General features: G+C 45.1%; 22 protein-coding genes. 13 read left to right on the forward strand and 9 right to left on the reverse strand.

The annotated features are described in order from the left end of the window. The first annotated feature begins 43 nt into the window (after positions 1 to 43). Positions 44 to 856, forward strand: a complete 813-nt coding sequence (locus tag AB4209_RS03110; protein ID WP_017061365.1) for a carbon-nitrogen hydrolase family protein — start codon at positions 44 to 46, stop codon at positions 854 to 856. A 19-nt stretch (positions 857 to 875) separates the two neighbouring features. Next, positions 876 to 2321 (forward strand): metalloprotease TldD, encoded by a 1446-nt coding sequence (tldD, locus tag AB4209_RS03115; protein WP_017061366.1) that lies wholly within the window; start codon positions 876 to 878, stop codon positions 2319 to 2321. Between the two features lie 108 nt (positions 2322 to 2429). On the opposite strand, the gene AB4209_RS03120 is transcribed toward tldD, so the two are convergent. Further along, positions 2430 to 3809 (reverse strand): PhoH family protein, encoded by a 1380-nt coding sequence (locus AB4209_RS03120; RefSeq protein ID WP_017062953.1) that lies wholly within the window; start codon positions 3807 to 3809, stop codon positions 2430 to 2432. Positions 3810 to 4275: 466 nt separating this feature from the next. Here AB4209_RS03120 and rapA point away from each other — a divergent pair, with 466 nt between their 5' ends. Further along, the gene (gene rapA, locus AB4209_RS03125) at positions 4276 to 7185 is read left to right on the forward strand and encodes an RNA polymerase-associated protein RapA (RefSeq protein WP_017062952.1); all 2910 of its coding nucleotides are present in this window, start codon (positions 4276 to 4278) and stop codon (positions 7183 to 7185) included. 92 nt (positions 7186 to 7277) lie between these two features. On the opposite strand, the gene AB4209_RS03130 is transcribed toward rapA, so the two are convergent. Next, positions 7278 to 8555: an NRAMP family divalent metal transporter gene (locus AB4209_RS03130; RefSeq protein WP_065584686.1), complete on the reverse strand. Its 1278-nt coding sequence runs from the start codon at positions 8553 to 8555 to the stop codon at positions 7278 to 7280. A gap of 158 nt (positions 8556 to 8713) precedes the next feature. Here AB4209_RS03130 and rluA point away from each other — a divergent pair, with 158 nt between their 5' ends. Together rluA and AB4209_RS03140 are read left to right on the forward strand one after the other, a co-directional pair. Next, entirely contained in the window at positions 8714 to 9448 is a 735-nt protein-coding gene (gene rluA, locus AB4209_RS03135) for a bifunctional tRNA pseudouridine(32) synthase/23S rRNA pseudouridine(746) synthase RluA (RefSeq protein WP_372054819.1), read from the forward strand. 36 nt (positions 9449 to 9484) lie between these two features. Then, positions 9485 to 10447 (forward strand): D-2-hydroxyacid dehydrogenase, encoded by a 963-nt coding sequence (locus tag AB4209_RS03140; protein ID WP_372054821.1) that lies wholly within the window; start codon positions 9485 to 9487, stop codon positions 10445 to 10447. An 83-nt stretch (positions 10448 to 10530) separates the two neighbouring features. Here AB4209_RS03140 and AB4209_RS03145 read toward each other — a convergent pair whose 3' ends face one another. From AB4209_RS03145 to argR, 4 genes are all read right to left on the reverse strand, one after another. Then, complete coding sequence (locus AB4209_RS03145) at positions 10531 to 10968, reverse strand: universal stress protein (protein ID WP_017061372.1); 438 nt, start codon at positions 10966 to 10968, stop codon at positions 10531 to 10533. 104 nt (positions 10969 to 11072) lie between these two features. Then, positions 11073 to 13652 (reverse strand): TRAP transporter permease, encoded by a 2580-nt coding sequence (locus AB4209_RS03150; RefSeq protein WP_065584689.1) that lies wholly within the window; start codon positions 13650 to 13652, stop codon positions 11073 to 11075. 255 nt (positions 13653 to 13907) lie between these two features. Further along, on the reverse strand, positions 13908 to 14876 hold the full coding sequence (locus tag AB4209_RS03155; RefSeq protein ID WP_017061374.1) for a TAXI family TRAP transporter solute-binding subunit: 969 nt from the start codon (positions 14874 to 14876) through the stop codon (positions 13908 to 13910). A gap of 342 nt (positions 14877 to 15218) precedes the next feature. Then, a complete protein-coding gene (gene argR / locus AB4209_RS03160; protein ID WP_004740827.1) occupies positions 15219 to 15689 on the reverse strand; it encodes a transcriptional regulator ArgR in 471 nt (156 codons plus the stop codon). 332 nt (positions 15690 to 16021) lie between these two features. Between argR and mdh the strand changes: the two genes are divergently transcribed. Beyond that, entirely contained in the window at positions 16022 to 16957 is a 936-nt protein-coding gene (gene mdh, locus AB4209_RS03165) for a malate dehydrogenase (RefSeq protein ID WP_009847834.1), read from the forward strand. Positions 16958 to 17081: 124 nt separating this feature from the next. Next, entirely contained in the window at positions 17082 to 17273 is a 192-nt protein-coding gene (locus tag AB4209_RS03170; protein ID WP_017068805.1) for a hypothetical protein, read from the forward strand. Between the two features lie 103 nt (positions 17274 to 17376). Here AB4209_RS03170 and ispB read toward each other — a convergent pair whose 3' ends face one another. Next, positions 17377 to 18348 (reverse strand): octaprenyl diphosphate synthase, encoded by a 972-nt coding sequence (ispB, locus tag AB4209_RS03175; RefSeq protein WP_372054823.1) that lies wholly within the window; start codon positions 18346 to 18348, stop codon positions 17377 to 17379. A gap of 268 nt (positions 18349 to 18616) precedes the next feature. Here ispB and rplU point away from each other — a divergent pair, with 268 nt between their 5' ends. The 6 genes from rplU (at position 18617) to folA (ending at position 22622) form a co-directional block, all read left to right on the forward strand. Continuing rightward, a complete protein-coding gene (gene rplU / locus AB4209_RS03180) occupies positions 18617 to 18928 on the forward strand; it encodes a 50S ribosomal protein L21 (protein WP_004740823.1) in 312 nt (103 codons plus the stop codon). Between the two features lie 19 nt (positions 18929 to 18947). Next, entirely contained in the window at positions 18948 to 19205 is a 258-nt protein-coding gene (gene rpmA, locus AB4209_RS03185; protein WP_004735905.1) for a 50S ribosomal protein L27, read from the forward strand. A gap of 323 nt (positions 19206 to 19528) precedes the next feature. Continuing rightward, the gene (gene cgtA, locus AB4209_RS03190; RefSeq protein WP_372054825.1) at positions 19529 to 20701 is read left to right on the forward strand and encodes an Obg family GTPase CgtA; all 1173 of its coding nucleotides are present in this window, start codon (positions 19529 to 19531) and stop codon (positions 20699 to 20701) included. 164 nt (positions 20702 to 20865) lie between these two features. After that, a complete protein-coding gene (locus AB4209_RS03195; RefSeq protein ID WP_017061378.1) occupies positions 20866 to 21633 on the forward strand; it encodes a threonine/serine exporter ThrE family protein in 768 nt (255 codons plus the stop codon). After that, positions 21633 to 22106 (forward strand): threonine/serine exporter family protein, encoded by a 474-nt coding sequence (locus AB4209_RS03200; protein ID WP_017062945.1) that lies wholly within the window; start codon positions 21633 to 21635, stop codon positions 22104 to 22106. Before AB4209_RS03195 ends, AB4209_RS03200 begins: the two co-directional genes overlap by 1 nt. 36 nt (positions 22107 to 22142) lie before the next feature. Further along, positions 22143 to 22622, forward strand: coding sequence for a type 3 dihydrofolate reductase (folA, locus tag AB4209_RS03205; protein WP_017062944.1), 480 nt, complete (start codon positions 22143 to 22145; stop codon positions 22620 to 22622). Positions 22623 to 22696: 74 nt separating this feature from the next. Here folA and AB4209_RS03210 read toward each other — a convergent pair whose 3' ends face one another. Together AB4209_RS03210 and apaG are read right to left on the reverse strand one after the other, a co-directional pair. Further along, positions 22697 to 23500, reverse strand: a complete 804-nt coding sequence (locus tag AB4209_RS03210) for a symmetrical bis(5'-nucleosyl)-tetraphosphatase (protein ID WP_017062943.1) — start codon at positions 23498 to 23500, stop codon at positions 22697 to 22699. A 29-nt stretch (positions 23501 to 23529) separates the two neighbouring features. Beyond that, positions 23530 to 23910 carry a Co2+/Mg2+ efflux protein ApaG gene (gene apaG, locus AB4209_RS03215; RefSeq protein ID WP_004735899.1) on the reverse strand — a complete coding sequence of 127 codons (381 nt, stop codon included), beginning with the start codon at positions 23908 to 23910 and terminating at the stop codon, positions 23530 to 23532. Between the last annotated feature and the right edge of the window lies 1 nt (position 23911).

Consider the following 23911-nt stretch of genomic DNA (forward strand, 5'->3'; position numbering starts at 1 on the left):
AAATGCTGATTTCTGAATCATAATGAATGGAGGAGCGATACACATGGATTGTGTTGGGTTGATTCAAATGACATCTGGCCCCAGCCCTGAATTGAACTTTGAGTACCTTGCTCAAGAAGTTGCAAAGTGCAAAGAGTTGGGGGCTAAGTGGGTTGTTTGCCCTGAAAACGCGTTAGTTTTTGGCAGTAAAGCCGACTATCACCAGTGTGCTGAGCCTTTTAATGATGGCCCACTGCAAAAGAAAATCTCTGAGCTAGCAAAGCTTCACAGAATTTGGATCGTCATTGGCAGTATGCCGATAAGCACAACTAACGGAGTGACGACCACCACCTTGGTGATTGATGATTTTGGTTGCCTCGTTGCTCATTACGACAAGCTACACATGTTTGATGTGGATGTCGCTGACGCCCATAAGTGCTATCGAGAGTCGGATATTTTCACTCCGGGCAACCAAGTTGTGACAGCGGAAACGCCTTTTGGTCGCTTAGGTTTGAGTATTTGTTATGATGTGCGCTTTCCACACTTGTATTCAGAGTTACGTAAGCAAGGGGCACAAATCATTGTGGTGCCTGCGGCTTTTACAGCGGTAACGGGTCAAGCGCACTGGGAAGTACTATTAAGATGCCGCGCGGTTGAAACACAGTCGTGGATTGTCGCGGTAGGTCAAGGCGGAAAACACCCTTGCCAAAGAGAAACATGGGGACACTCAATGGTGGTTGATCCATGGGGACGAGTGGTCGCACAGTTAGACCAAGATCCTAAAAGTATGGTGGTTGAGATAGACACATCCAGTTGCGAGTCCATTAGGCAAAATATGCCCATCGCGCAACACTCTCGATTTACCAATCAATTTTAATTACAAACAAGAGCCATCTATGAGCATTAATCAAATTGAAGAAGCGCTACTGAACCCGACAGGGCTTACGGAGCAAAATATCGCAGATACATTGGCGAGTATTGCTACCCGCCAAATTGATTATGCTGATATCTACTTTCAGTCAAGCTGGCACGAATCTTTAGTGCTAGAAGACAGCATTATTAAAGACGGCTCTTTCAATATCGATTGCGGTGTTGGCGTTCGTGCAGTATCTGGTGAAAAGACTGGTTTTGCTTACTCTGACCAAATCCAATTGGATGGTCTTAAGCAGAGCGCAATTGCGGCTCGTGGTATTGCTAAACAAGGTCAAAACGGCAAGGTTCAAGCGTTCAAACGCAACTCTAATCAAGCTTACTATGATGCAGTTAACCCGCTTGCGAGTTGGGAAAAACAGCAGAAAACAGAATTACTAAAATCATTAGATGCTTACATTCGCACTAAAGAGCCGATGGTGACTGAAGTATCGGTGAGTTTAAGTGGTGTGCATGAGCAGATGCTGGTTGCTGCGACTGATGGCACTTACGCTGGTGATATTCGTCCGCTGGTTCGCTTGTCTATTAGCGTACTTGCACAGAAGGGTGATCGTCGTGAGCGTGGTAGCGCTGGTGGTGGTGGCCGTTTTGGTTACGACTTCTTCTTAAGTGATGACAAAGGCACTCAAGTTGCTTACCAATTTGCGGATGAAGCGATTCGCCAAGCATTAGTTAACCTTGAAGCGGTTGCAGCGCCTGCTGGTGCCATGCCTGTGGTTCTTGGTTCTGGTTGGCCGGGCGTTCTGCTGCATGAAGCGGTAGGCCACGGTTTAGAAGGCGACTTCAACCGTAAAGAGTCGTCAGTATTCTCTGGCAAAGTTGGTGAGCAAGTAACTTCAAGCCTATGTACGATTGTCGATGACGGTACATTAACGGATCTACGCGGTTCATTGAACGTCGATGATGAAGGTGTTAACGGTCAGTACAATACGTTAATCGAAAACGGCATCCTAAAAGGTTACATGCAAGATAAGCTGAACGCTCGTCTAATGGGTGTAGCACCGACAGGTAATGGTCGTCGTGAGTCATACGCGCATCTTCCAATGCCACGTATGACGAATACATACATGCTACCGGGCGAACACACACCGGAAGAGATCATCGCGACGGTTGAGAAAGGTATCTACGCACCGAACTTCGGTGGCGGTCAGGTCGATATCACATCAGGTAAGTTTGTATTCTCAGCGTCTGAAGCGTACATGATTGAAAACGGTAAGATCACTCACCCAGTGAAAGGCGCGACGCTAATCGGTTCTGGTATCGAAGCGATGCAGCAGGTGTCTATGGTGGGTAACGACCTAAGCATCGACCGTGGTGTGGGTGTGTGTGGTAAGGCTGGTCAAAGTGTGCCAGTGGGTGTTGGTCAACCAACATTGAAACTAGACTCGCTAACCGTTGGTGGTACTGAGTAATTCAGACTAACCTCTGCCGACTTACTTCAAAATATTAAATTGAAAAGCGCCTCCAATGTGAGGCGCTTTTTGTTTTTAGATTACTGATTCAGTGAGCGTATAGAGTCACTACATGTTCTCTTCCGCAAACTCAGCTAGTCGGCTACGCACCACACCATTGAGGTGGATGTTGGCACTGCCTTCGAAGTTTTTAAAACGCTCAACCATGTAGGTTAAGCCTGAAGTCACAGGGGTTAGGTAAGAAGAATCTATCTGCGCTAAGTTACCTGAGCAGACGATCTTAGTACCTTCACCACAACGGGTGATGATGGTTTTTATCTGTGAAGCGGTGAGGTTCTGACACTCATCCAAAAGCACAAAGGCATTTTGAATCGAGCGGCCACGCATGAAGTTGATTGATTTGAACTGGATATTGGCTTTGTCACAGATGTACTTCATCGAGCCTTCTGTGCAGTGGTCGTTCTTGTGCAGCGCTTCCAGTGTATCGGTCACTGCGGCTAACCAAGGCAACATTTTCTCTTCCTCTGTACCCGGAAGGAAACCTATCGATTCACCAATATCAGGGGTGTTGCGGGTTACGATGATCTTATCGAATTGCTTACGTTCAATGGTTTGTTCAAGTGCAGCAGCCATAGCAAGCAGTGTCTTACCACTACCTGCGGCGCCAGTGAGAATCACAAGATCAATATCAGGGTCGAGCAGCGCATCAATCGCCATGCCTTGATAGACGTTCTTTGGTGTGATGTCCCATGCTCTGCGATTCATCAATCTTTCGCGGCTGAGGTCTCTCAGGGTAATGCTTTCCGGCTCAATCTCCTCGACTCGAGCGGCAAAGTCACTTTCTTCGTCAATCACATATTGGTTGAGGAAGGTTGGCTCGAACGGCGCTCTTGCTAAGGTGTGCAGCGTCTTGCCGCCTAAACTTCTGCTCTCGACATTATCGATACCATCCCAAAATGAGCCTTCCAGTTGTTGGAAGCCTTTGGTGAGGTATTGGATATCATCAATCAGTTGGTCAGTTTGATAGTCTTCAACAAAACGTACACCGGCGCCTTTTGCTCGTAAACGCATATTGATGTCTTTGGTGATGAGAACCACTTCGCGTGGTGCGCGTTTATTTTGAAGATAGAGGACAGCGTTGAGGATTCGGTTATCGCCCGCCTTGTCATCGGCAAAGGCTTTGATGCTTTCTTGAAGTTCGTAGTCAGCGAGTATTGAAATACTGCCAGATGCATTTATGTCTTTAGAAAAAGGGATGCCTTCCGATATTTGGTCTGGTGTGGCTTCCCTGAACAGGTCTTCGAGCGTTCGAATCGCAATTCTCGCATCTCGAGCAACGTCTCTTTTACTGTCTTTGATTCTGTCGAGTTCTTCTAGCACTGTCATGGGGATAACGACATCGTGCTCTTGGAAAGAAAATATAGCGAAGGGTTCGTGAAGTAGGATATTGGTGTCTAAAACAAATAGCTTCCGGTTGGTCTCGCCCATAGCATCTCCTTGCCGACGTGCGGCTTGCCTTGCATTCATTGAACGTAGATAAAGCTCATATAAAGATTAGTATCTGATTCTGGTGATAGTCAACTACTCACCTAAACTTCATCTAGAGGAACAGCACCATATCGTTACGAGTGAATATGGTGTATTCGTTTGAGAGCAGCAATCTGCTACCTATAGATTAACCATGAATTTTTGACAGTTTGATTGCACTGGCGAAAACAGAAAAAAAGCATGAAATCATCTCCTTTAGGCGTGACCTAAATCACAGCATCGAGTAAGATTAGCGACCTTTTTCTGCACCATTTTCTCGAGATATTTATTATTGAGAGCGCACTTAAAAAGTGGCTGCAAACTAGACATTTTTGGCTATATTTTTAGTTCAGGAGCGATAATGTTCTTGTTTAAAACTGCAGTTAAGAAGACCAAATTCCAACTATAAGATTGAGGTAGTCGATTCATGACATTTGCTTTGGGGCAACGCTGGATAAGCGATACGGAGAGCGATTTAGGTTTAGGTACCGTTGTAGCAATGGATGCTCGCACAGTGACACTAATGTTTGCAGCGTCAGAAGAAAACCGTGTTTATGCACGTACTGATGCTCCCGTAACCCGAGTAACGTTTAATGTAGGCGATGTCATCGAATGCCAAGAAGGTTGGTCTCTGTCTGTCGAAGAAGTTATCGAAGACAAAGGGCTGCTAACCTACTTAGGTACTCGCGAAGATACCCAAGAAACAGAAGTCACTCTGCGTGAAATCTTCTTAAGCAACCAGATCCGCTTTAACAAGCCACAAGATAAGCTATACGCAGGTCAAATCGACCGTATGGATAACTTTGTGTTGCGTTACCGTGCGCTAAGCAACCAGTACCAACAACACAAGAGCCCGATGCGTGGCTTGTGTGGTATGCGTGCTGGCTTGATCCCTCATCAGCTATACATCGCTCATGAAGTGGGTCGTCGTCACGCTCCGCGCGTTTTACTGGCTGATGAAGTGGGCCTAGGTAAAACCATCGAAGCGGGCATGATCATCCACCAACAGGTGCTGTCTGGCCGTGCTGAACGCATTCTGATTGTGGTTCCTGAAACCCTACAACACCAATGGTTAGTAGAGATGATGCGCCGTTTCAACCTGCATTTTTCTATCTTCGATGAAGAGCGTTGTATTGAAGCGTTTGCTGAATCGGACAACCCATTTGATACCCAGCAGTACGTTCTGTGTTCTTTGGACTTCCTACGTAAGAGCCGTAAGCGCTACGAGCAAGCACTTGAAGGCGAGTGGGACTTGTTGGTTGTCGATGAAGCGCACCACCTTGAGTGGAGCCAAGACAAACCAAGCCGTGAATACCAAGTGGTTGAAGGCTTAGCGGAAAATACGTCTGGTGTGCTACTACTAACAGCAACGCCTGAACAGCTTGGTCGTGAGAGCCACTTTGCACGTCTGCGTCTGCTTGATCCTGATCGCTTCTACGATTACGAAGCATTCGTTGAAGAAGAAGACCAATACGCACCGGTTGCTGATGCAGTAACGGCTCTGTTCTCTGGAGTGAAGCTTGAAAACAGCGCGAAGAACCAGATTACGGAACTGCTTTCTGAGCAAGATGTTGAGCCTCTATTCCGCGTTATCGAAGGTGATAGCAGCGAAGAAGAGCAAGCGTTAGCTCGCCAAGAATTGATTGATAACCTTATGGATCGCCATGGTACTGGCCGTGTTCTTTTCAGAAACACACGTGCTGCAATCAAAGGCTTCCCTAAGCGTAATGTAAACCTACTGCCGATGGAGATTCCAACGCAGTACACAACCTCAATGCGTGTATCTGGCATGATCGGTGGCAAAATGGCTCCCGAAGCTCGTGCAATGAAGATGCTGTATCCAGAAGAGATCTTCCAAGAGTTTGAAGGTGAAGATTCAAGCTGGTGGCAGTTCGACTCACGTGTTAACTGGTTGATTGAAAAGATCCAAGACAAGCGCAGCGAGAAAATCCTAGTGATCGCCTCTCGTGCAAGTACGGCTCTTCAATTAGAGCAAGCACTGCGTGAGCGTGAAGGTGTGCGTGCAACCGTATTCCACGAAGGCATGTCGATTCTAGAGCGTGATAAAGCTGCGGCTTACTTTGCTCAAGAAGAGGGCGGCGCTCAGGTTCTTATCTGTAGTGAAATCGGCTCTGAAGGTCGTAACTTCCAGTTCGCTAACCAACTTGTGATGTTCGATCTTCCATTCAACCCAGACTTGCTTGAGCAACGTATTGGCCGTTTGGACCGTATCGGTCAGCTGCGTGATATCGACATTCATGTTCCTTACCTAAAAGGCACATCACAGGCGATCCTTGCGCGTTGGTTCGATGAAGGTCTGAATGCATTTGCGGAAACTTGTCCAACGGGTCGCACGGTTTACGATAAGTACTCAGATGTTCTTATCGAGATGCTGGCTTCTGGTAACACTGAGCAACTTGATGAAGTGATTGAAGAGTCTGCCAAGCTAAATCAAAGCCTGAAATCAGATCTAGAAAAAGGCCGTGATCGCCTATTAGAAATGCACTCAAACGGCGGCGACAAAGCGCATGAAATTGCAGAGAAGATTGCCTCGACTGACGGCGACACTAACCTAGTAACGTTTGCACTAAGCCTGTTCGATACGATTGGCTTGAACCAAGACGACAAGGGTGAGAATGCTCTGGTTGTAACGCCGTCTGAGCACATGATGGTGCCAAGCTACCCAGGCTTACCATACGAAGGCGCAACCATCACGTTTGATCGTGATACTGCGCTTTCTCGTGAAGACATGAACTTCATTAGCTGGGAACACCCAATGATTCAGGGCGGTATCGATCTGCTACTGAGTGAAGGTGTTGGTGCATCAGCGGTATCACTACTGAAAAACAAAGCGCTGCCAGTGGGTACTATCCTGCTTGAGCTGGTTTACCTTGTGGATGCGCAAGCGCCGAAACGCAGCGGTATCAGCCAGTTCTTGCCTAAGACGCCAATTCGTTTGATGATGGATGGCCGTGGTAATGACTTATCAGCTCAGGTTGAGTTCGACAGCTTTAACCGTCAATTAAGCCCTGTAAACCGTCACCTAGCGAGCAAGCTAGTTAACTCGGTACAAGGTGAAATTCACAAGCTAATCGAAGCGGGTGAGACGCACGTACTTCCTAAAGTGGAAGAAGTGCGTGAACAAGCTCAACGAGATATGCAGACTAACCTGAACGGTGAATTAGAGCGTCTACAAGCGCTTAAAGCCGTGAATCCTAATATTCGTGATGAAGAGCTAGAGGTAATCGAAGCTCAAATCAATGAACTGACCGGTTACATCAGCAAAGCTCAGGTTCAGCTAGATTCATTACGCTTGATTGTGGTTTCTCACAACTAGTTTTGAATTAGCGAAATGCTTCAACGAAATAAGGCCTTCATTATGAAGGCCTTATTTGTATCTGTAGCTTAATTAACAATTCAAGTAGCTGGTTACATTAACCACTTCCACCAAACAAATACCGCTAGGAAACCAAATAGGTAAACAAGACCTGCTACAGACAACCATTTTAGTTTGCTGCCAATGGCTAGCGCTTCTGGAAGCTTAGCTTTGTTGACCAAGATGAAATTAAGCAGAGCGAAGAATGGCGTTGTTGCAAACGCGAGTACCATTGCGAAATCGAGCATAGGCATCAGTGCTGCGCTAAAGAACATCACAATCGCGAGTGCCGCGATAGAGACAATGATTATCCAGCCTTGCAGCATTCTTGGGCTTGAATCTTTTTTGAATAATAGACGTTGTGATTCAGCAAGCACGCGTGAGTAGCCATCGATAACGGTAATGGTGCTACCAAAGATACAGAAGAAAGCGATAAGAGCGATTAACGGGCGAGACCATTCACCAATTGTCGAAGCGTAGATGCCGACCAATTGATGAGTAAAGCCAACACCGGAGCGAGACAGTTCAACTCCCGAACCGTGAAGTACTAGCGCGCCTAACGCAACGAATACTAAAGCAAGCAGCGCCGTACCAATGTAGCCAACGTTAAAGTCGAACAGCGCTGATTGTGCGGTCACTTCCTGCTTCTCTTTTTGGCTTTTTAGCCACATAGAGGTGATGCTTGATATTTCGATAGGCGCAGGCATCCAACCCATGGTCACCACGATAAAACCAATAGCAGCCAATGACCAAGGCGACGGTGGAACAAAAGCAGCATCAGGTTCGACTGGAGAGCCGATAGCAATGGCGACTGCAGCTAAGGTTGTGATGGTTAAGATCGCCATGATCGCTTTAGATAGTGTATCTAGAGCACGATAATGGCCAGCAAACAGAATGATCAAACAGGTCGCTAAAACGATCATGCACAAGGTGCTAGTGGCTAAATCGAAAGGAACAAAGTAACTGAGTAGGCTTGCACTGAATAATAGCAGGGCAGCGGTATTCACGACCGCAGATATGGCACTCAAGATCGAAAAGATCACAAGGTATGGGCGGCCTAGGTTAGAGTAACCTTCCACCAAGCTTTGACCCGTTCCTAGCGTGTATTGGATGCCGGCTCTGAAGAATGGATATTTAAATACGTTAACGAGGATAATGAGAGCGGCAAGCTGCCAACCATAAATCGCACCCGCCTTGGTTGAGGCGACTAAGTGAGAACCACCTACAGCCGCTGCGGCCATCATAACGCCTGGGCCAAGAGACTTAATTAAACTTGATAGGGGAGCTGAGGTTGGTGTTTTTGTGTTGGTGGTTTTAACCGTACTGTCCATCGTTTTTCCTTTGATGCTGACTTCTTATTATCTGTTACCCTATCAATACCATGTTTTGTAAAGCCGTCAACTTTTATGTACGAAAATATTGAAAATTGTATTTATTTATAAACGAATCAACCGTGAATTATTTGTTCACTAGCAATTAAGAGGCTTCAATGGCGTTAGAACAGTACACACCACCACGTGAACCGTGGATTGATATTGTTTATCAAGATGACGATATTCTTGTGGTGAACAAGCCTGCAGGCCTGCTTTCTGTTCCGGGTAGGTTACCTGAGCATTACGACAGTATGTGGAGTCGCTTGGTTGTCGAATTTCCAGAGATTCAAGTCGTGCATCGATTAGACATGTCGACATCGGGCTTGATGCTGCTCGCTAAACACAAACAAGCTGAGCGTCATTTGAAGAAGCAATTTCAATATCGACTGACACACAAACTCTATTACGCCCGAGTATGGGGTTCAGTAGAAGAAGCTGAAGGTTTGATTGACCTCCCTCTTATTTGCGATTGGCCAAACCGGCCGAAGCAGAAAGTGTGTTTCGAGGATGGTAAATCATCTCAGACTCGCTATGTGGTTGAGCAAGAAGAGGTAAAAACGACCTTATTGAAGCTACTGCCTATCACGGGACGATCTCATCAGTTGCGAGTGCACTGCATGGAGGTGGGGAATCCTATTGTGGGTGATGAGTTTTATGCAACGCCAGATGCATTTATCTATAGCGAGAGGTTAGCTCTGCACGCGTGTGAACTCAGTTTTTATCACCCGGCCAATGATCAGTTATTCAAAGCCTTTGTTCCGTGTGAGTTTTATCCTCAAGCATCGCCACAAATCGAACAGCACTTTGAAATTGCGCCTGAGCTTCCAGACTACAGTAAGCTAAAAGCTTAGAATGGACTGATTCATAGATCTAACCAAGGAAGAAGAATGCCAACGCTGAAAGTTGTGTTTCTCGATAGAGCGACTATCCCATCTCAAATTCATTTAAAGCCTCTGAGCTTTGAGCATGAATGGGTAGAGTATGATTTCACAGCTCCTGAGCAAGTATCAGAGCGAGTTGAAGAAGCTGATGTGGTGATCACTAACAAGGTAGTGCTCAATGAGTCGAATCTCGCTGGTGCGAAAAAACTCAAGTTGATCGCGGTTTCAGCGACCGGTGTCAATAATGTCGATGTGGAATACTGCAAATCTAAAAACATTGCAGTGACAAACGTACAAGGTTATGCGACTCAATCGGTTCCTGAACATGTCATCGCAATGCTGTTTGCACTTAAACGAAACCTTGTTGGTTATCACAAAGACATTGAGGCAGGTGAGTGGCAAAAGGATAAGCAGTTCTGCTTCTTTACTCATCCGATTCAAGATATGGCTGGCAGCACACTGGGGTTGATGGGGAGTGGCAGCTTAGGTCAAGCCACCGCAATGTTAGCCAAAGCGATTGGTATGAAGGTGATGTTTGCCGAGCGAAAAGGAGCAGAGTCTTGTCGAGAAGGGTATCTACCTTTTGATACGGTATTGAAGCAAGCGGATGCGATCAGTCTACATTGCCCATTGACTGACGCGACCCAAAATCTGATTTCAGAGCGAGAGCTCACAATGATGAAATCGAGCACGGTATTAATTAATGCCGGGCGCGGAGGTCTAGTAGATGAACAAGCCCTAGTTGAGGCTTTGAAAAGTAATGAAATCGCAGGCGCGGGCATGGACGTGTTTACACAAGAGCCAGCCGACAACTCAAATCCACTATTGGCTAATAGCCACTTACCGAACTTATTACTCACTCCACATGTGGCGTGGGGCAGCGACAGCTCGATTCAAAAACTGTCTGATATCTTAATGGATAATATTGAAGGCTTTATTGCGGGTAGCCCGCAAAACATAGTGAATTGACTCTAAAGCTATGTAGCATGAATTAAAACAAAAAAGGTTGGCCTGTAGGCCAACCTTTTTAGATTGTGTGTCGATTAAATGACTTAACCTTGCGGTTTAACCACCAATACATTGATTGGTGAGTTCTGTACCACTTTGCTTGCAACAGAACCAAGCACAACTTTGTCGATTTTCGAACGCTTATGGCTAGGCATCACGATAAGGTCAGCGCCCAGTTTTTCTGCGTAATCTAGAATCGTGGTGTAAGTCTTGCCTTCGGCAACGTGAACTTTATACACCACTTCATCGTCAATGTGCTTGTCAGCAAACTCTTTCAGCTGATTTTTAACATCAAGCTTCATTTGGTTCGCTGCATCTTTCGGGAAGTAAGACGCCACCATCGACATGTGAATGCCTGGTAGTACGTTCAGAATGTGGATTTCAGCATTGCTGTGTTTTGCGTGCCATACCGCCAGTTCGACTGCCTTATCAGAAAAGCCTTTGTCATTAAGATCAACAGGAACAAGGATTTGTTTATACATGTATTCGTCTCTTTTTAATCAGCGCTAAGCTTTCACTTAGCACTGTAATTATCCTTTCCATGTAATAAAGCCAAATAGCGCTAAGCACTACTCAGCCTTATCCATTACGCGCTAATCTCATCCTTACGAGCACGTCTTCTTTGGTTCATCGCTAAACCAATCAAAATGATCAGAGCTGGTAAGAATACCCACTCTTTCATTGGTCGATCTGCATCTTGGATAACGGATTTGATTTCCCAATCGAAATCAATACCAGCCGCTTCTGCTGGGCTACCGAACTCAACCATATCAACAATCATCTTGCCTTCTGATTCAGTCAGCATTAGACCCATAGAGGCAATACGATCTTCACTTGAGGTCGCAGAATCTTCAAACGGCAGGCGAACTGTCTTTTCAGAATAGTCACCTTCTAAGTTTTCGCCACCCACTCTAAGTTCAAGTGATTGTCCCACATCCAGCTTTTCCGTGATTTGAGCAATCTCAACTCCAGGTGAAAGAACTTTCTCTGGGTAAATCATGTCCCACCAGAAGCCAGGGCGGAAGAAAGTGAAGGTTAATGCAATAAGCAGCACCGTTTCCCACCACTTGTTCTTCGTGAACCACCAACCTTGTGTTGCAGCTGCGAAGATAAGTACCGCAGTCACAGATGAGAAAATCGTTAGTGCTAAGTGCCACCAAGAATCAATGCCCATCAGTAGTAGTTGAGTATTGAAGATGAACATGAAAGGTAGAATTGCGGTACGGATATCATAGGTGAAGCCTTGGATACCAGTACGAATCGGATCTGATTTCGCAATTGCCGCTGCTGCAAACGCCGCGAGACCTACCGGAGGTGTATCATCCGCAAGAATACCGAAGTAGAACACAAATAAGTGAACCGCAATCAGTGGAATGATCAAGCCGTGCGCTGCGCCTAGGGTCACGATTACCGGAGCCATCAGCGTTGATACAACGATGTAGTTCGCCGTTGTTGGCAAGCCCATACCTAAGATCAAGCTGATTACTGCAGTGAATAGCAACATAAGAATGATGCTACCGCCTGAGATAAACTCAACGAAGTCCGTCATTACTAGACCGATACCCGTTAGAGTCACCACGCCTACAACCGTACCTGCAGCCGCTGTCGCGACACCGATACCAATCATGTTACGTGCGCCTGAAACCAAGCTCTCTGCGAGATCAACGAAGCCAGCTTTAGTTTGCTCTGCAAGATCGTCTGATTTGTTCATCAGAGTCATCAAAGGACGCTGGGTGATCAAGATGAAGATCATGAACACGGTCGCCCAGAATGCCGACAGACCTGGAGAGAAACGTTCAACTGTTAAACACCAAACAAGCACCACGATAGGCAATAGGAAGTGCAGGCCAGACTTAATTGTTGGACCTGGATCCGGAACTTCTTTGAGATCCGCATCGATTTCCATGCCGCCTTCAGATGCGTATTTTGCTGATACACGAACCAGAGCGACATAAGCGACTAATAGAGCCACCGTTACGATTGGTGTTGCAGCATCGCCAAAGACATCTTTCGTCCAACCGACACCGTAGTAAACTGCGGCACTGATAACACACAGACCTAAAATGGTACCCGTGAAAGACAGTAAGCTTTGTACGATAGTTGGTGTGTGGCGACGAGGTAGGCCAGTCATACCTGCTTTACATGCTTCTAGATGAACAATGTAAATCAGAGCGATGTAAGAGATCAGAGCGGGCAGTAGCGCGGCTTTGATTACTTCTACATACGAAATGCCCACATACTCAACCATCAAGAAGGCTGCTGCACCCATGATAGGTGGTGTTAATTGACCATTGGTTGAAGCCGCGACTTCTACTGCGCCTGCTTTAGTGCCCGGGAAACCAACACGCTTCATTAGCGGGATAGTAAAGGTACCCGTGGTTACCACGTTCGCGATAGATGAACCTGATACCAAACCAGACAGACCTGATGCGACAACGGCTGCTTTCGCTGGGCCGCCTTTCATGTGACCAAGCAGTGAGAATGCAACTTTAATAAAGTAAGCACCGGCGCCAGCACGTTCTAGCATTGCACCAAACAGTACAAACAAGAATACGAATGACGTTGATACGCCAAGTGCCACACCGAATACACCTTCAGTTGTTAGCCACAGATGCGACATTGCCTTGTTCAGGCTCGCACCTTTGTGGGCAATAACGTCCGGCATGTGAGGGCCGCCAAAGGTATAAAGTAGGAATACTGCTGCCACAACCATAAGAGGTGGACCCAAAGCGCGTCGTGTTGCTTCAAGCAGTAAAACCATACCGAATACAGCCGCAACAATATCGAATGTTGTTGGTGCGCCCGATCGCTCAGCGAGTTCAGTATAGAAAATATAGATATAAGAAGCTGAAAAGCTACCTACAAGCGCTAATATCCAATCGACTGCGGGGATGCGATCCCTAGGCGAATTCTTCATGGCTGGATAAGCGGTAAAGGCTAGGAAAATAGCAAACGTAAGGTGAATTGCTCGAGCTTCAGTGTCGTTTAAAATTGCGAAGTTAAAAATGAACGGCAGCGGAGATGCATACCAAAGTTGGAACAGTGACCAACATAGAGGCACAAACCATAAAATACGGCCTTGGATACCACGAGGGCTACGCGCACCAGTATCTGATTGTGCCACCATTTCTTGCACATCTGGAGACGGTGATGTTGTCTGCGTCATGTACTTTATCCTTATTATTGATGGTCTGCCTTTTCTTACGAACAACCAAACGTTATTTATTTCCTATCTAGTGTAGTGAATGGATAGGGAAATGCGTTTTTTGTTCGTCTTTGTCTTAGGCTTGATACGAAGGTAAGTCCTCCAAATTGGAGAAACTTAAAGGGCTGTTCTTTTCACTTAAATTATTTTTATAAAACGTGAAAAGCCAATAAGGAGGGCTAGCCTCCTTATTGGTGTAGTAGGCTTAAAGTAGAGTTACTTTAGAAGGCCCACTTCTTTGTAGTATTTTGCTGCGCCTGGGTGAAGAGGGATAGAGATACCCGCTTTAACCATGTCTTCTTTTTTCAGGTTAGCAAATGCTGGGTGTAGGCGTTTGAAAGTGTCAAAGTTTTCAAATACTGCCTTAGCAACGTTGTATGCAACTTCTTCAGAAACGTCTGAAGTTGTTACCATAGTAGCTGCAACACCGAAGCTGTTTACGTCAGCGTCAGTACCACGGTACATACCAGCAGGAACTGTGCTGTAAGCGTAGTATGGGTTTTCAGCTACGATCTTGTCGATCTGTGGACCTGTTGCTGAAACCAGTTTTGCATCACAAGACGTTGTTGCTTCTTTGATTGATCCGTTCGGGTGACCAACCATGTAGATGAATGCATCAATCTTGTTATCACAAAGTGCTTGTGAACGCTCAGAACCTTTAAGTTCAGAAGCAAGCTTGAAGCTGTCGTTAGTCCAGCCCATAGCGTCCATTACAACACCCATCGTTGCACGGTCACCAGAACCTGGGTTACCAATGTTTACACGCTTACCTGCTAGGTCAGACACATTGTTGATGCCAGCATCAGTACGAGCGATGATGTTGAACGGTTCTGTATGTAGAGAGAACATCGCGCGAAGTTTCTTGTATTCGCCCTGATCTTTGAACTTACTTGTACCGTTGTAGCCGTGGTATTGCCAGTCCGATTGAACAACACCGAAATCTAGTTCACCAGCACGGATGGTGTTAACGTTGTAGATTGAACCACCAGTAGACTCTACAGAACAACGAATGTTGTGGTCTTTGCGGCCCTTGTTCACTAGCTTACAAATCGCACCACCAGTTGGGTAGTAAACACCCGTAACTGAACCAGTACCAATCGTGATGAACTCTTGAGCGTTAACAGCGCCAGCGCCCATTACAGCAGCTGCAATAGCACCAACTTTAATAAGTTTGGTAAATGCCATGAATTTCCCTTCCTTTATTCATTATTAACCCTGAAACAAGTGTAGTTGCTTCAGGAGTTTCCTATTTGGAAACGGCACCTTTTTCAATCCATGTGATGAAAAAGTGGCTGAATAATATCAAAAATTGGCAGAAAATTACTCGAATGTTAAAAGATATAGCTAAAAAATCTAACAAATGATGTCTTGATCTCGTGTTTGATTTGCTACTGAGTTTTTTAAAATCAATGGTTTAGTGTGATTTTGGAAGGGAGGTATGGATATTCTAGGATGTGATTTGGATCACGAAGCAAATAGATACTCGTGATCCATTAATAAGGCTGATAGTTATGAAACAGCGATCAATTATCCTGCGTATTCAAACAGTTCACACACTGAATCAAACAGTTGCTTAGTGGTAACCGATAACGTTGGGGTAATGAAGATAGTATCATCACCTGCGACTACGCCCAGTATACCTTCCGACTTACCTAGTGAGTCTAATAAACGAGCAATCAGCTGCGCCGCACCAGGACCTGTGTGTATCACCACCAATGCATTGTTGTGGTCAATATCTAGTACTAATTCTCTTAGAGAGCTAGAAACGGTCGGAACACCTAGCTCAGCAGGAAGACAGTAAACCATCTCCATTTTTGCGTTACGAGTTCGAACGGCACCAAACTTGGTTAACATACGCGAGACTTTAGACTGGTTGATGCTTTCAAAACCTTCGTGTTTTAGGGCATCCACAATTTCGCCTTGTGAGCCAAAACGTTCTTCTTTTAGTAAGGCTTTAAATGCACGAACTAAGTTGTCTTGCTTTTCTGTATTGCGCATATGTCATTCTTATTCATTAACAAAGATGTTTGCATATTCTCGCATACATATTCAATTTTAGCCAAAACATCCCTGTAATTTGTTAGCCATATCACTGTAAATATTTAATAGAATAATGTGTTATTTGCGACGACTTATTTTGTTATTTCAGTCGATTATCGCCATAATGCGAACTTGCTGTGTAGCACGGTTTTATTGACTTGCGCGAAGTCGCAAAGCTAGCGTTAATTGATTGTAATCACTTTGTGATTAATATAGTTTTTTAACTTAGATTTAGCTCAAGAATTACCCTACAAAGAATCTATAAGAGAAAGCTCTCAAGGAGAATAACAATGAAAGTAGCTGTTATTGGTGCCGCTGGTGGCATCGGTCAAGCCCTAGCCCTACTACTTAAGAACCGCCTACCTGCTGGTTCAGATCTTGCACTTTACGACATCGCTCCGGTAACACCGGGTGTTGCTGCCGATCTTAGCCATATCCCAACGCCTGTTTCGATCAAAGGTTACGCGGGTGAAGATCCAACACCAGCACTAGAAGGTGCGGATGTTGTACTTATTTCAGCGGGTGTTGCTCGTAAGCCTGGTATGGATCGTGCGGATCTTTTCAATGTGAACGCTGGCATTGTTAAGTCTCTTGCAGAGAAAATCGCAGTTACTTGTCCGACTGCTTGTGTTGGTATCATTACTAACCCAGTAAACACAACAGTGCCAATCGCGGCTGAAGTACTGAAGAAAGCGGGCGTTTACGACAAGCGTCGTCTATTCGGTATTACGACTCTTGATGTGATTCGTTCTGAAACGTTCGTTGCTGAACTAAAAGACAAAGATCCAGGCGACATCCGTGTTCCTGTTATCGGTGGTCACTCAGGCGTAACGATTCTTCCTCTACTTTCTCAAGTTGAAGGCGTAGAGTTCACTGATGAAGAAATTGCAGCGCTAACGACTCGCATCCAAAATGCAGGTACTGAAGTAGTAGAAGCTAAAGCTGGCGGCGGCAGTGCGACACTGTCTATGGGTCAAGCGGCTTGTCGTTTCGGTCTTGCACTAGTTAAAGCACTTCAAGGTGAAGAAAACGTGATTGAATGTGCATACGTTGAAGGTGAAGGCGAGCACGCTCCATTCTTCGCACAGCCAGTTAAACTAGGCAAAGAGGGCGCTGAAGCGATCCTTAGCTACGGTGAGCTAAGTGACTTCGAACGTAACGCTTTAGATAGCATGCTTGAAACGCTAAATGGTGACATCGAGATTGGTGTTGAATTCGCTAAATAAGCGAAACGCTATTTAACTCAGACTTAAGCTAATTAATAAGGGCCGGTCATTATGATCGGCTTTTTTGATCCTGAAGTTCAAGCTACTCGTATTTAGCTTTACAATTAATGTGAAGGTAAATGTTATGGCTACTGTTCAGAAGGGTATGAATGTCGAATATTTGGGGCACTTAGGAAAAGTATTGGTAATTGATGAGCAAGAGCAGTACGCGCTAGTAGAGACTTACAACGGGCAAGAGCAGTACGCGGTGCCAATGGAAGAGCTTGAAGAGATTGAAGCACAACTGCCGTTATCATTAGAAGCCAGTCGATATTGAATTTGGCTCACCTACAAATATTTGTTGAAAACCAAAAAAAAGAGCCCTGAGGCTCTTTTTGTTATTTATATAGAAGCTAGAAGCGAGTTGTCTATTAACCTGCTTACTTACTGCGTTTAACAGCTAAGTGTGCGAGCGTGGTTAGCGCTTGCTTATATTCTGAGTCAGGAAGTACAGAAAGCTCAGCGATGGCTTTATCGGCCTCTTCGTAGGCTTTATTTGTTGTGTACTCTAAAGAGCCTGTCTCTTTCATTACAGCCATAATATCGTCAAGACGTTCCATGCCGTTCGCTTTCTCAATCGCTTCACGAATCATGCTTGCTTGTTCAGGAGAGCCATTATGCATTGCGTAAAGTAGAGGCAGTGTTGGTTTGCCTTCGGCTAGATCGTCACCAACGTTTTTACCCATCTCTTTACCATCTGCGGTGTAATCCATCACATCGTCAATCAGTTGGAAAGCGGTGCCTAGGTATTTACCATAGTTCTGCATTGCTGTTTCGATCTCTGGTGATGACTCAGTAAGAATCGCACCGATTTGGGTCGCAGCTTCGAACAAACGAGCAGTCTTAGAGTAGATCACCTGCATGTAGCTTTCTTCTGTGGTGTCTGGGTTATTGCAGTTCATTAATTGTTGAACTTCACCCTCGGCAATCACGTTTACCGCTTCACTCATTAGCTCGAGGATCTTTAAAGATCTTAGCGTTGTCATCATTTGGAATGAGCGTGTGTAGATAAAGTCACCCACCAAAACGCTAGCGGCATTACCAAAAGCGGCATTGGCCGTCGCTTTACCGCGTCTCATGTCTGATTCATCGACAACATCGTCGTGAAGCAGGGTTGCGGTGTGAATAAACTCGATAAAGGCTGCAGAGGTGATATGAGCTTCACCTTGATATCCAAGTGCGCGAGCAGATAAAAGAGCAAGCAAAGGGCGTAGGCGTTTGCCACCACCGCTAACGATATAAAAACCAAGCTGGTTGATTAAACTTACGTCAGAATTAAGTTGGGCTTGAATTGTTTCATTCACTTTTGCCATATCATTGGCAGTAAGCGTTTGGATAGCTTTAAAATCCATTGTTCATCCGGCTGAAGTTAGACCCTGTAAGGCTTATACGTTGTATTTAATTGTTGAATAATACACTAAAAAACGTTGATTAATACATCGCTAAAGGGCATGATTGCCGCACTTTTCTTTGGCGAACAGGTTTTCGCCAATTTTTTAAAAATATGGCTTGTCATAGCGCCATGATTCCCGTAGAATCTGCGCCCTATTGATTAGTTTAGCGCACACCCGAGTTGTACAATTAACAACCATAGGCTGTGCGGAAAAAGCGGAGTAAAATATGTACGCTGTTTTCCAATCTGGTGGCAAACAACACCGAGTAAGCGAAGGTCAAACACTTCGTTTAGAGAAATTAGACGTTGAAACTGGTGCAACTGTTGAATTTGATAAAGTTCTTCTTGTTGCTAACGGCGAAGAAATCGCTGTTGGTGCACCTCTTGTTGAAGGTGGCAAGGTTACTGCAGAAGTAGTACAACACGGTCGTGGCGATAAAGTAAAAATCGTTAAGTTCCGTCGTCGTAAGCACTCGCGTAAGCAAGCTGGTCACCGTCAGTGGTTCACTGAAGTGAAAATCACTGGCATTAACGCTTAAGTATTAGGAGAGTTTAACAATGGCACATAAAAAAGCTGGCGGTTCTACTAATAACGGCCGCGATTCAGAAAGCAAACGTCTTGGTGTTAAGCGTTTTGGTGGTGAATCTGTTCTTGCAGGTAACATCATCGTTCGTCAACGTGGTACTAAGTTCCACGCTGGCACAAACGTTGGCATCGGTAAAGACCACACTCTTTTCGCTCTTACTGAAGGTAAAGTGAAATTTGCTGTTAAAGGTCCTAAAAACCGTAAGTTTGTAAGCATCGAAGCTGAGTAATTTAATCTTTAACTAGATTATTTTATTAGCTTTCAAGCTGAATTCAAAAGCCCTGCCGATTCGGCAGGGTTTTTTATTTATAGCAAGAATAAAAAAGCAGACGCTCTTGTTTTGGTTTTGAGAAGCCGTTTTATTTTTTGATAAACAGATTAGTTTTTAAGAAGCCGTTTGTTTTTAAGAAATAAGAAGCAAAGAACCTCTCCTTATTTGTTCCTTGGTTGCAGGTCGGCCTAGATCTTAGGTGATCGATCTAAACACGGATCTGCTAGAATTTATATCACTCCTTGATGAGTGGTAACGCAACGTAAGTGCGGAGTTAAAAAATGAAATTCGTTGATGAAGCGGTAGTAAAAATAGAAGCCGGTGATGGCGGTAATGGTACAGTTAGCTTTTGGCGCGAAAAATTCGTCGCTAAAGGTGGTCCTGATGGCGGCGACGGTGGTGACGGCGGTGATGTTTACATCCAAGCGGATGAGAACTTAAACACACTGATCGATTACCGTTTCCAACGTTTTTACAATGCAGAGCGTGGCGAGAATGGTCGCGGCGGTAACTGTACTGGTAAACGTGGTAAAGACATTACGCTGAAAGTACCAGTTGGTACGCGTGCAGTTGATATCCACACCAACGAAATCGTTGCTGAAGTTGCTGAACACGGCAAGAAAGTAATGGTTGGTAAAGGTGGTTGGCACGGTCTTGGTAACACGCGTTTTAAATCGTCTGTTAACCGCGCTCCTCGTCAAAAGACAATGGGTACTAAAGGCGAAGTTCGTGAACTGCGTTTAGAGCTTCTACTATTAGCTGACGTTGGTATGCTTGGCCTACCAAACGCAGGTAAATCTACTTTTATTCGTTCAGTATCTGCTGCGAAACCAAAAGTGGCTGATTACCCGTTCACTACTTTGATCCCAAGCTTGGGTGTGGTAAGTGTTGTCCCTGAAAAGAGCTTCGTTGTTGCCGATATCCCAGGACTAATCGAAGGCGCAGCTGATGGCGCTGGCCTTGGTATCCGATTCCTTAAGCACCTTGAGCGTTGTCGTGTTCTTCTGCATATGATCGACATTATGCCGATCGATCAATCTGATCCTATTCAGAATGCACTAACGATCATCGATGAGCTTGAGCAATACAGTGAAAAAGTTTCACAAAAACCTCGCTGGTTAGTGTTCAATAAAGTTGACCTAATGCCAGAAGGCGAAGCAGACGAAAAGATTCAAGAAATCATCGATGCTTTGGGCTGGGAAGGCGAGTACTTCAAGATCTCTGCTGTGAATAAAATCGGCACCAAAGATCTTTGCTTCAAACTAGGTGAGTTTATGGAAAACCTACCTCGTGAAGTTGTAGAAGTTGAAGAAGAAGAAAAAGTAGACTTTATGTGGGATGACTACCATAAAGATGCGATGAGCGGTAAGAATGTCGTTACTGAAGATGACGACGATTGGGACGATTGGGATGACGAAGAGGATGACGGCCATGTTATCTATGTTCGTGACTAATCCTCTTAGTTTCTCATAACGCATCGGTCACTTCTTACAAGTACACTGATAGTTTTATTAAACCGCAATGAAAATTGCGGTTTTTTTGTATCTAAATCATGACGTCTTACTGTTTTTTATGCAAAATTTATCTTTAGATAATTAACGCCTATGGGAAGGAAATCATGGCATCAAAGCAAAGAGCGATCTCAAGACTCGTCGCTCAATCAGGACAAATGTTATTGGCGCACGGGGCAGAGAGCACACTGGTCGGCGATATCATGCGTCGCATCGGTATTGCTTGTGGGGTGAATGAGGTTGAAGTCGCACTGTCAGCCAATGCGCTTGTTGTAACTACCGTAATGGATGATCACTGTATTACCACTACTCGAAGTTGTGCTGATCGTGGCATTAACATGCAGGTTATCACCGACATTCAACGCATTTGCATCATGATGGAGAAGGGAATTCTCGATTATGATTTGGCGTATAAAAAGATTCAAAACATCAGCCCCGAGCGCTACAACCGTTGGTTAGTGGTTGTGATGATAGGGTTGTCGTGCGCCTCTTTTAGCCACCTTGCGGGCGGAGACTGGCAAGTCTTCATGATGACTTTTATTGCTTCAGCTTGCGGTATGATCGTCAGGCAAGAGATTGGGCACCGCCATTTCAATCCGCTATTAAACTTTGCTATCACAGCATTCGTTACCACGACCATTTCAGCTCAAGCCGTACTTTACAATATTGGCGGCCAACCCACGATCGTGATGGCTTCATCTGTATTAATGTTAGTACCTGGTTTTCCTCTGATTAACTCCGTCGCTGATATGCTTAAAGGCCATATTAATATGGGGTTAGCGCGCTTTACCATGGCCAGCTTATTAACTCTGGCGACGAGCTTGGGCATTGTCGCGGCGATGAGTCTATCAGATGTTTGGGGGTGGGCAAGCTAATGAGTATTTTCGAACTGTTTTTAGGTCTGCTCAACGATATGTTTTTCGCCGCTATTCCTGCGGTTGGGTTTGCATTGGTGTTTAACGTTCCGCAACGTGCTTTAATTTATTGTGCACTCGGTGGTTCTATCGGTCATGGTAGCCGGTATCTGATGATGCACTTTGGTATTCCAATCGAATGGGCGACGTTCTTCGCCGCAACCGTGGTTGGTATGATAGGGGTTCATTGGTCACATAAACTGTTAGCACATCCGAAGGTGTTTACGGTTGCAGCTCTAATTCCTATGGTGCCAGGTGTGTTCGCCTTCAAGGCGATGATTGCGATGGTGGAGATTAACAGGGCAGGCTACACGCCTGAGTTGTTGGCAATGTTGATGGAGAACTTTTTAAAATCGATGTTCATTATCGCAGGGTTGGCGGTTGGCTTAGCTGTGCCAGGGCTGTTATTCTATCGCCGTAGACCTATCGTCTAGCGTTAATTTTCTTTTTAGGGACAGGATTTTCGATTTATGATCATCAGCATGATAGCGGCAATGGCAAACAACCGTATAATTGGTAAAGACAATCAGATGCCTTGGCATTTACCTGCGGATTTTGCATGGTTTAAACGCTCGACTATGGGTAAACCAGTCGTGATGGGACGTAAGACCTACGATTCTATTGGACGCCCTTTGCCGGGTCGGTTGAATGTCGTAATCAGCCGTGATGAGAGTTTAAAGATTGAAGGTGTAACGACGGTAACTTCTATTGAACAGGCTCTAGAGCTACTCAGTGATGTTGAAGAGGTGATGATCATTGGTGGCGGCTCTATTTATGAGAGCTGCTTACCTAAAGCGGACAAGTTGTATCTGACTTACATCGATTTCGCCGTCGATGGAGATACACAATTTCCTGACTGGGGTGAAGGTTGGAAGCAGAGCTTTAACGAGAGCTATCAAGCTGACGAGAAAAACAAACACAACATGGAGTTTGTGATTCTCGAGCGTTAACTGTGGTTATCAATAGCTAGTCTCTGAAAAATGCTTGCGTTACCCTACCAAGGTAGCGCAAGTTTCTCGTATCTTTATAGCGCTTTCTGAGTGAAAAACTGTTTATCTTCCCAGCGAAGAATTGTCAATTCACCTCCCCAGACGCATCCAGTATCAAGTCCAATTACGTCTTTTCCGTTATAGCCTTCAAGCGCAGCCCAGTGTCCAAAAACAACGGTTTTATCGAGCTTTATGCGTTGCGGAAGGTCAAACCATGGCACTAATGGTTCATCGGTAATCTCATTCGGTGGTAGCTTACATGCCATGTCGAGACGGCCATCTTCAAAACAGAAACGCATTCTTGTCAGGCTATTTATCGCATAGCGATAGCGCTCAATATCATGTAAATCCTGATGCCATAAATCAGGCGCGTTGCTGTACATGTTTTCGATTAGCCATTGCCATTTATCGGACTTTAACAAGGATACGATCTCTCGATTTTCAACACGTGCTCTTTCTAGATTCCACTGCGGTGAGATACCCGCATGGCACATCACGAACTCTGGGTGTTCTTGAAGCAAAGGCTGTTGTCTTAACCATTCGATTAGCAGTTCACGATCTTCAGCATCAAGAATCGCTTGAGTCTTATCTTTTGGTTTCGCTGGAAATAGTCCTAAGGACACCGCCAGAAGATGTAAGTCGTGGTTGCCTAATACAACCTTAGCTGCGTCACCAAGGTTACGAATAAAGCGTAACGTCTCCAATGATTTAGGGCCTCGAGCAACTAAGTCTCCGGCGACCCATAAAGTATCTTGGTGTTTATCAAAGTTAATTTTTTCAAGTAGTCCTTGAAGTTCGTCGAAGCACCCTTGGATGTCTCCGACAATGTAATTCGACACAATAATTTCCTGTAGATACGGATGTACGGCTAATTAAGAATATTAGGGATTGCGAGTCTGAATGGGTCAACTTCGGTAATAAAATCAATGCCCTTGTTATCGGTCATCACATAGTGACCTTGCATAACGCCAACAGGGGTTTCGATGACCGTACCACTTGTGTAGGTGTACTCGTCGTTGGCTTCAATCACGGGTTGTTGGCCAACTACACCATCACCCTCAATGGTGAGCTGCTTGCCGTTAGAGTCGGTAATTAACCAGCGGCGAGACATAAGTTGCACCGTTGTTTTACTTAGATTTTTGATGGTAATAATGTAGGCGAAGACATAACGATTCTTCGTTGGCTCAGATTGTTCTTCTATGTACTTAGAGTGAACCTGGCATTTGATACAAGGCGTAGATATATCCATA

The organism is Vibrio sp. 10N.286.48.C11 (assembly GCF_041469805.1).
Taxonomy (GTDB): Bacteria; Pseudomonadota; Gammaproteobacteria; order Enterobacterales; family Vibrionaceae; genus Vibrio; species Vibrio crassostreae_C.

Coding starts and splice junctions, on each gene's coding strand:
- AB4209_RS03150 (WP_065584689.1), bottom strand. CDS start 13,652: ATGACGCAGACAACATCACCGTCTCCAGATGTGCAAGAAATGGTGGCA.
- AB4209_RS03145 (WP_017061372.1), bottom strand. CDS start 10,968: ATGTATAAACAAATCCTTGTTCCTGTTGATCTTAATGACAAAGGCTTT.
- apaG (WP_004735899.1), bottom strand. CDS start 23,910: ATGGATATATCTACGCCTTGTATCAAATGCCAGGTTCACTCTAAGTAC.
- rplU (WP_004740823.1), top strand. CDS start 18,617: ATGTACGCTGTTTTCCAATCTGGTGGCAAACAACACCGAGTAAGCGAA.
- AB4209_RS03120 (WP_017062953.1), bottom strand. CDS start 3,809: ATGGGCGAGACCAACCGGAAGCTATTTGTTTTAGACACCAATATCCTA.
- AB4209_RS03110 (WP_017061365.1), top strand. CDS start 44: ATGGATTGTGTTGGGTTGATTCAAATGACATCTGGCCCCAGCCCTGAA.
- AB4209_RS03200 (WP_017062945.1), top strand. CDS start 21,633: ATGAGTATTTTCGAACTGTTTTTAGGTCTGCTCAACGATATGTTTTTC.
- AB4209_RS03130 (WP_065584686.1), bottom strand. CDS start 8,555: ATGGACAGTACGGTTAAAACCACCAACACAAAAACACCAACCTCAGCT.
- rapA (WP_017062952.1), top strand. CDS start 4,276: ATGACATTTGCTTTGGGGCAACGCTGGATAAGCGATACGGAGAGCGAT.
- mdh (WP_009847834.1), top strand. CDS start 16,022: ATGAAAGTAGCTGTTATTGGTGCCGCTGGTGGCATCGGTCAAGCCCTA.
- folA (WP_017062944.1), top strand. CDS start 22,143: ATGATCATCAGCATGATAGCGGCAATGGCAAACAACCGTATAATTGGT.
- cgtA (WP_372054825.1), top strand. CDS start 19,529: ATGAAATTCGTTGATGAAGCGGTAGTAAAAATAGAAGCCGGTGATGGC.
- tldD (WP_017061366.1), top strand. CDS start 876: ATGAGCATTAATCAAATTGAAGAAGCGCTACTGAACCCGACAGGGCTT.
- rluA (WP_372054819.1), top strand. CDS start 8,714: ATGGCGTTAGAACAGTACACACCACCACGTGAACCGTGGATTGATATT.
- ispB (WP_372054823.1), bottom strand. CDS start 18,348: ATGGATTTTAAAGCTATCCAAACGCTTACTGCCAATGATATGGCAAAA.
- rpmA (WP_004735905.1), top strand. CDS start 18,948: ATGGCACATAAAAAAGCTGGCGGTTCTACTAATAACGGCCGCGATTCA.
- argR (WP_004740827.1), bottom strand. CDS start 15,689: ATGCGCAATACAGAAAAGCAAGACAACTTAGTTCGTGCATTTAAAGCC.
- AB4209_RS03140 (WP_372054821.1), top strand. CDS start 9,485: ATGCCAACGCTGAAAGTTGTGTTTCTCGATAGAGCGACTATCCCATCT.
- AB4209_RS03155 (WP_017061374.1), bottom strand. CDS start 14,876: ATGGCATTTACCAAACTTATTAAAGTTGGTGCTATTGCAGCTGCTGTA.
- AB4209_RS03170 (WP_017068805.1), top strand. CDS start 17,082: ATGGCTACTGTTCAGAAGGGTATGAATGTCGAATATTTGGGGCACTTA.
- AB4209_RS03195 (WP_017061378.1), top strand. CDS start 20,866: ATGGCATCAAAGCAAAGAGCGATCTCAAGACTCGTCGCTCAATCAGGA.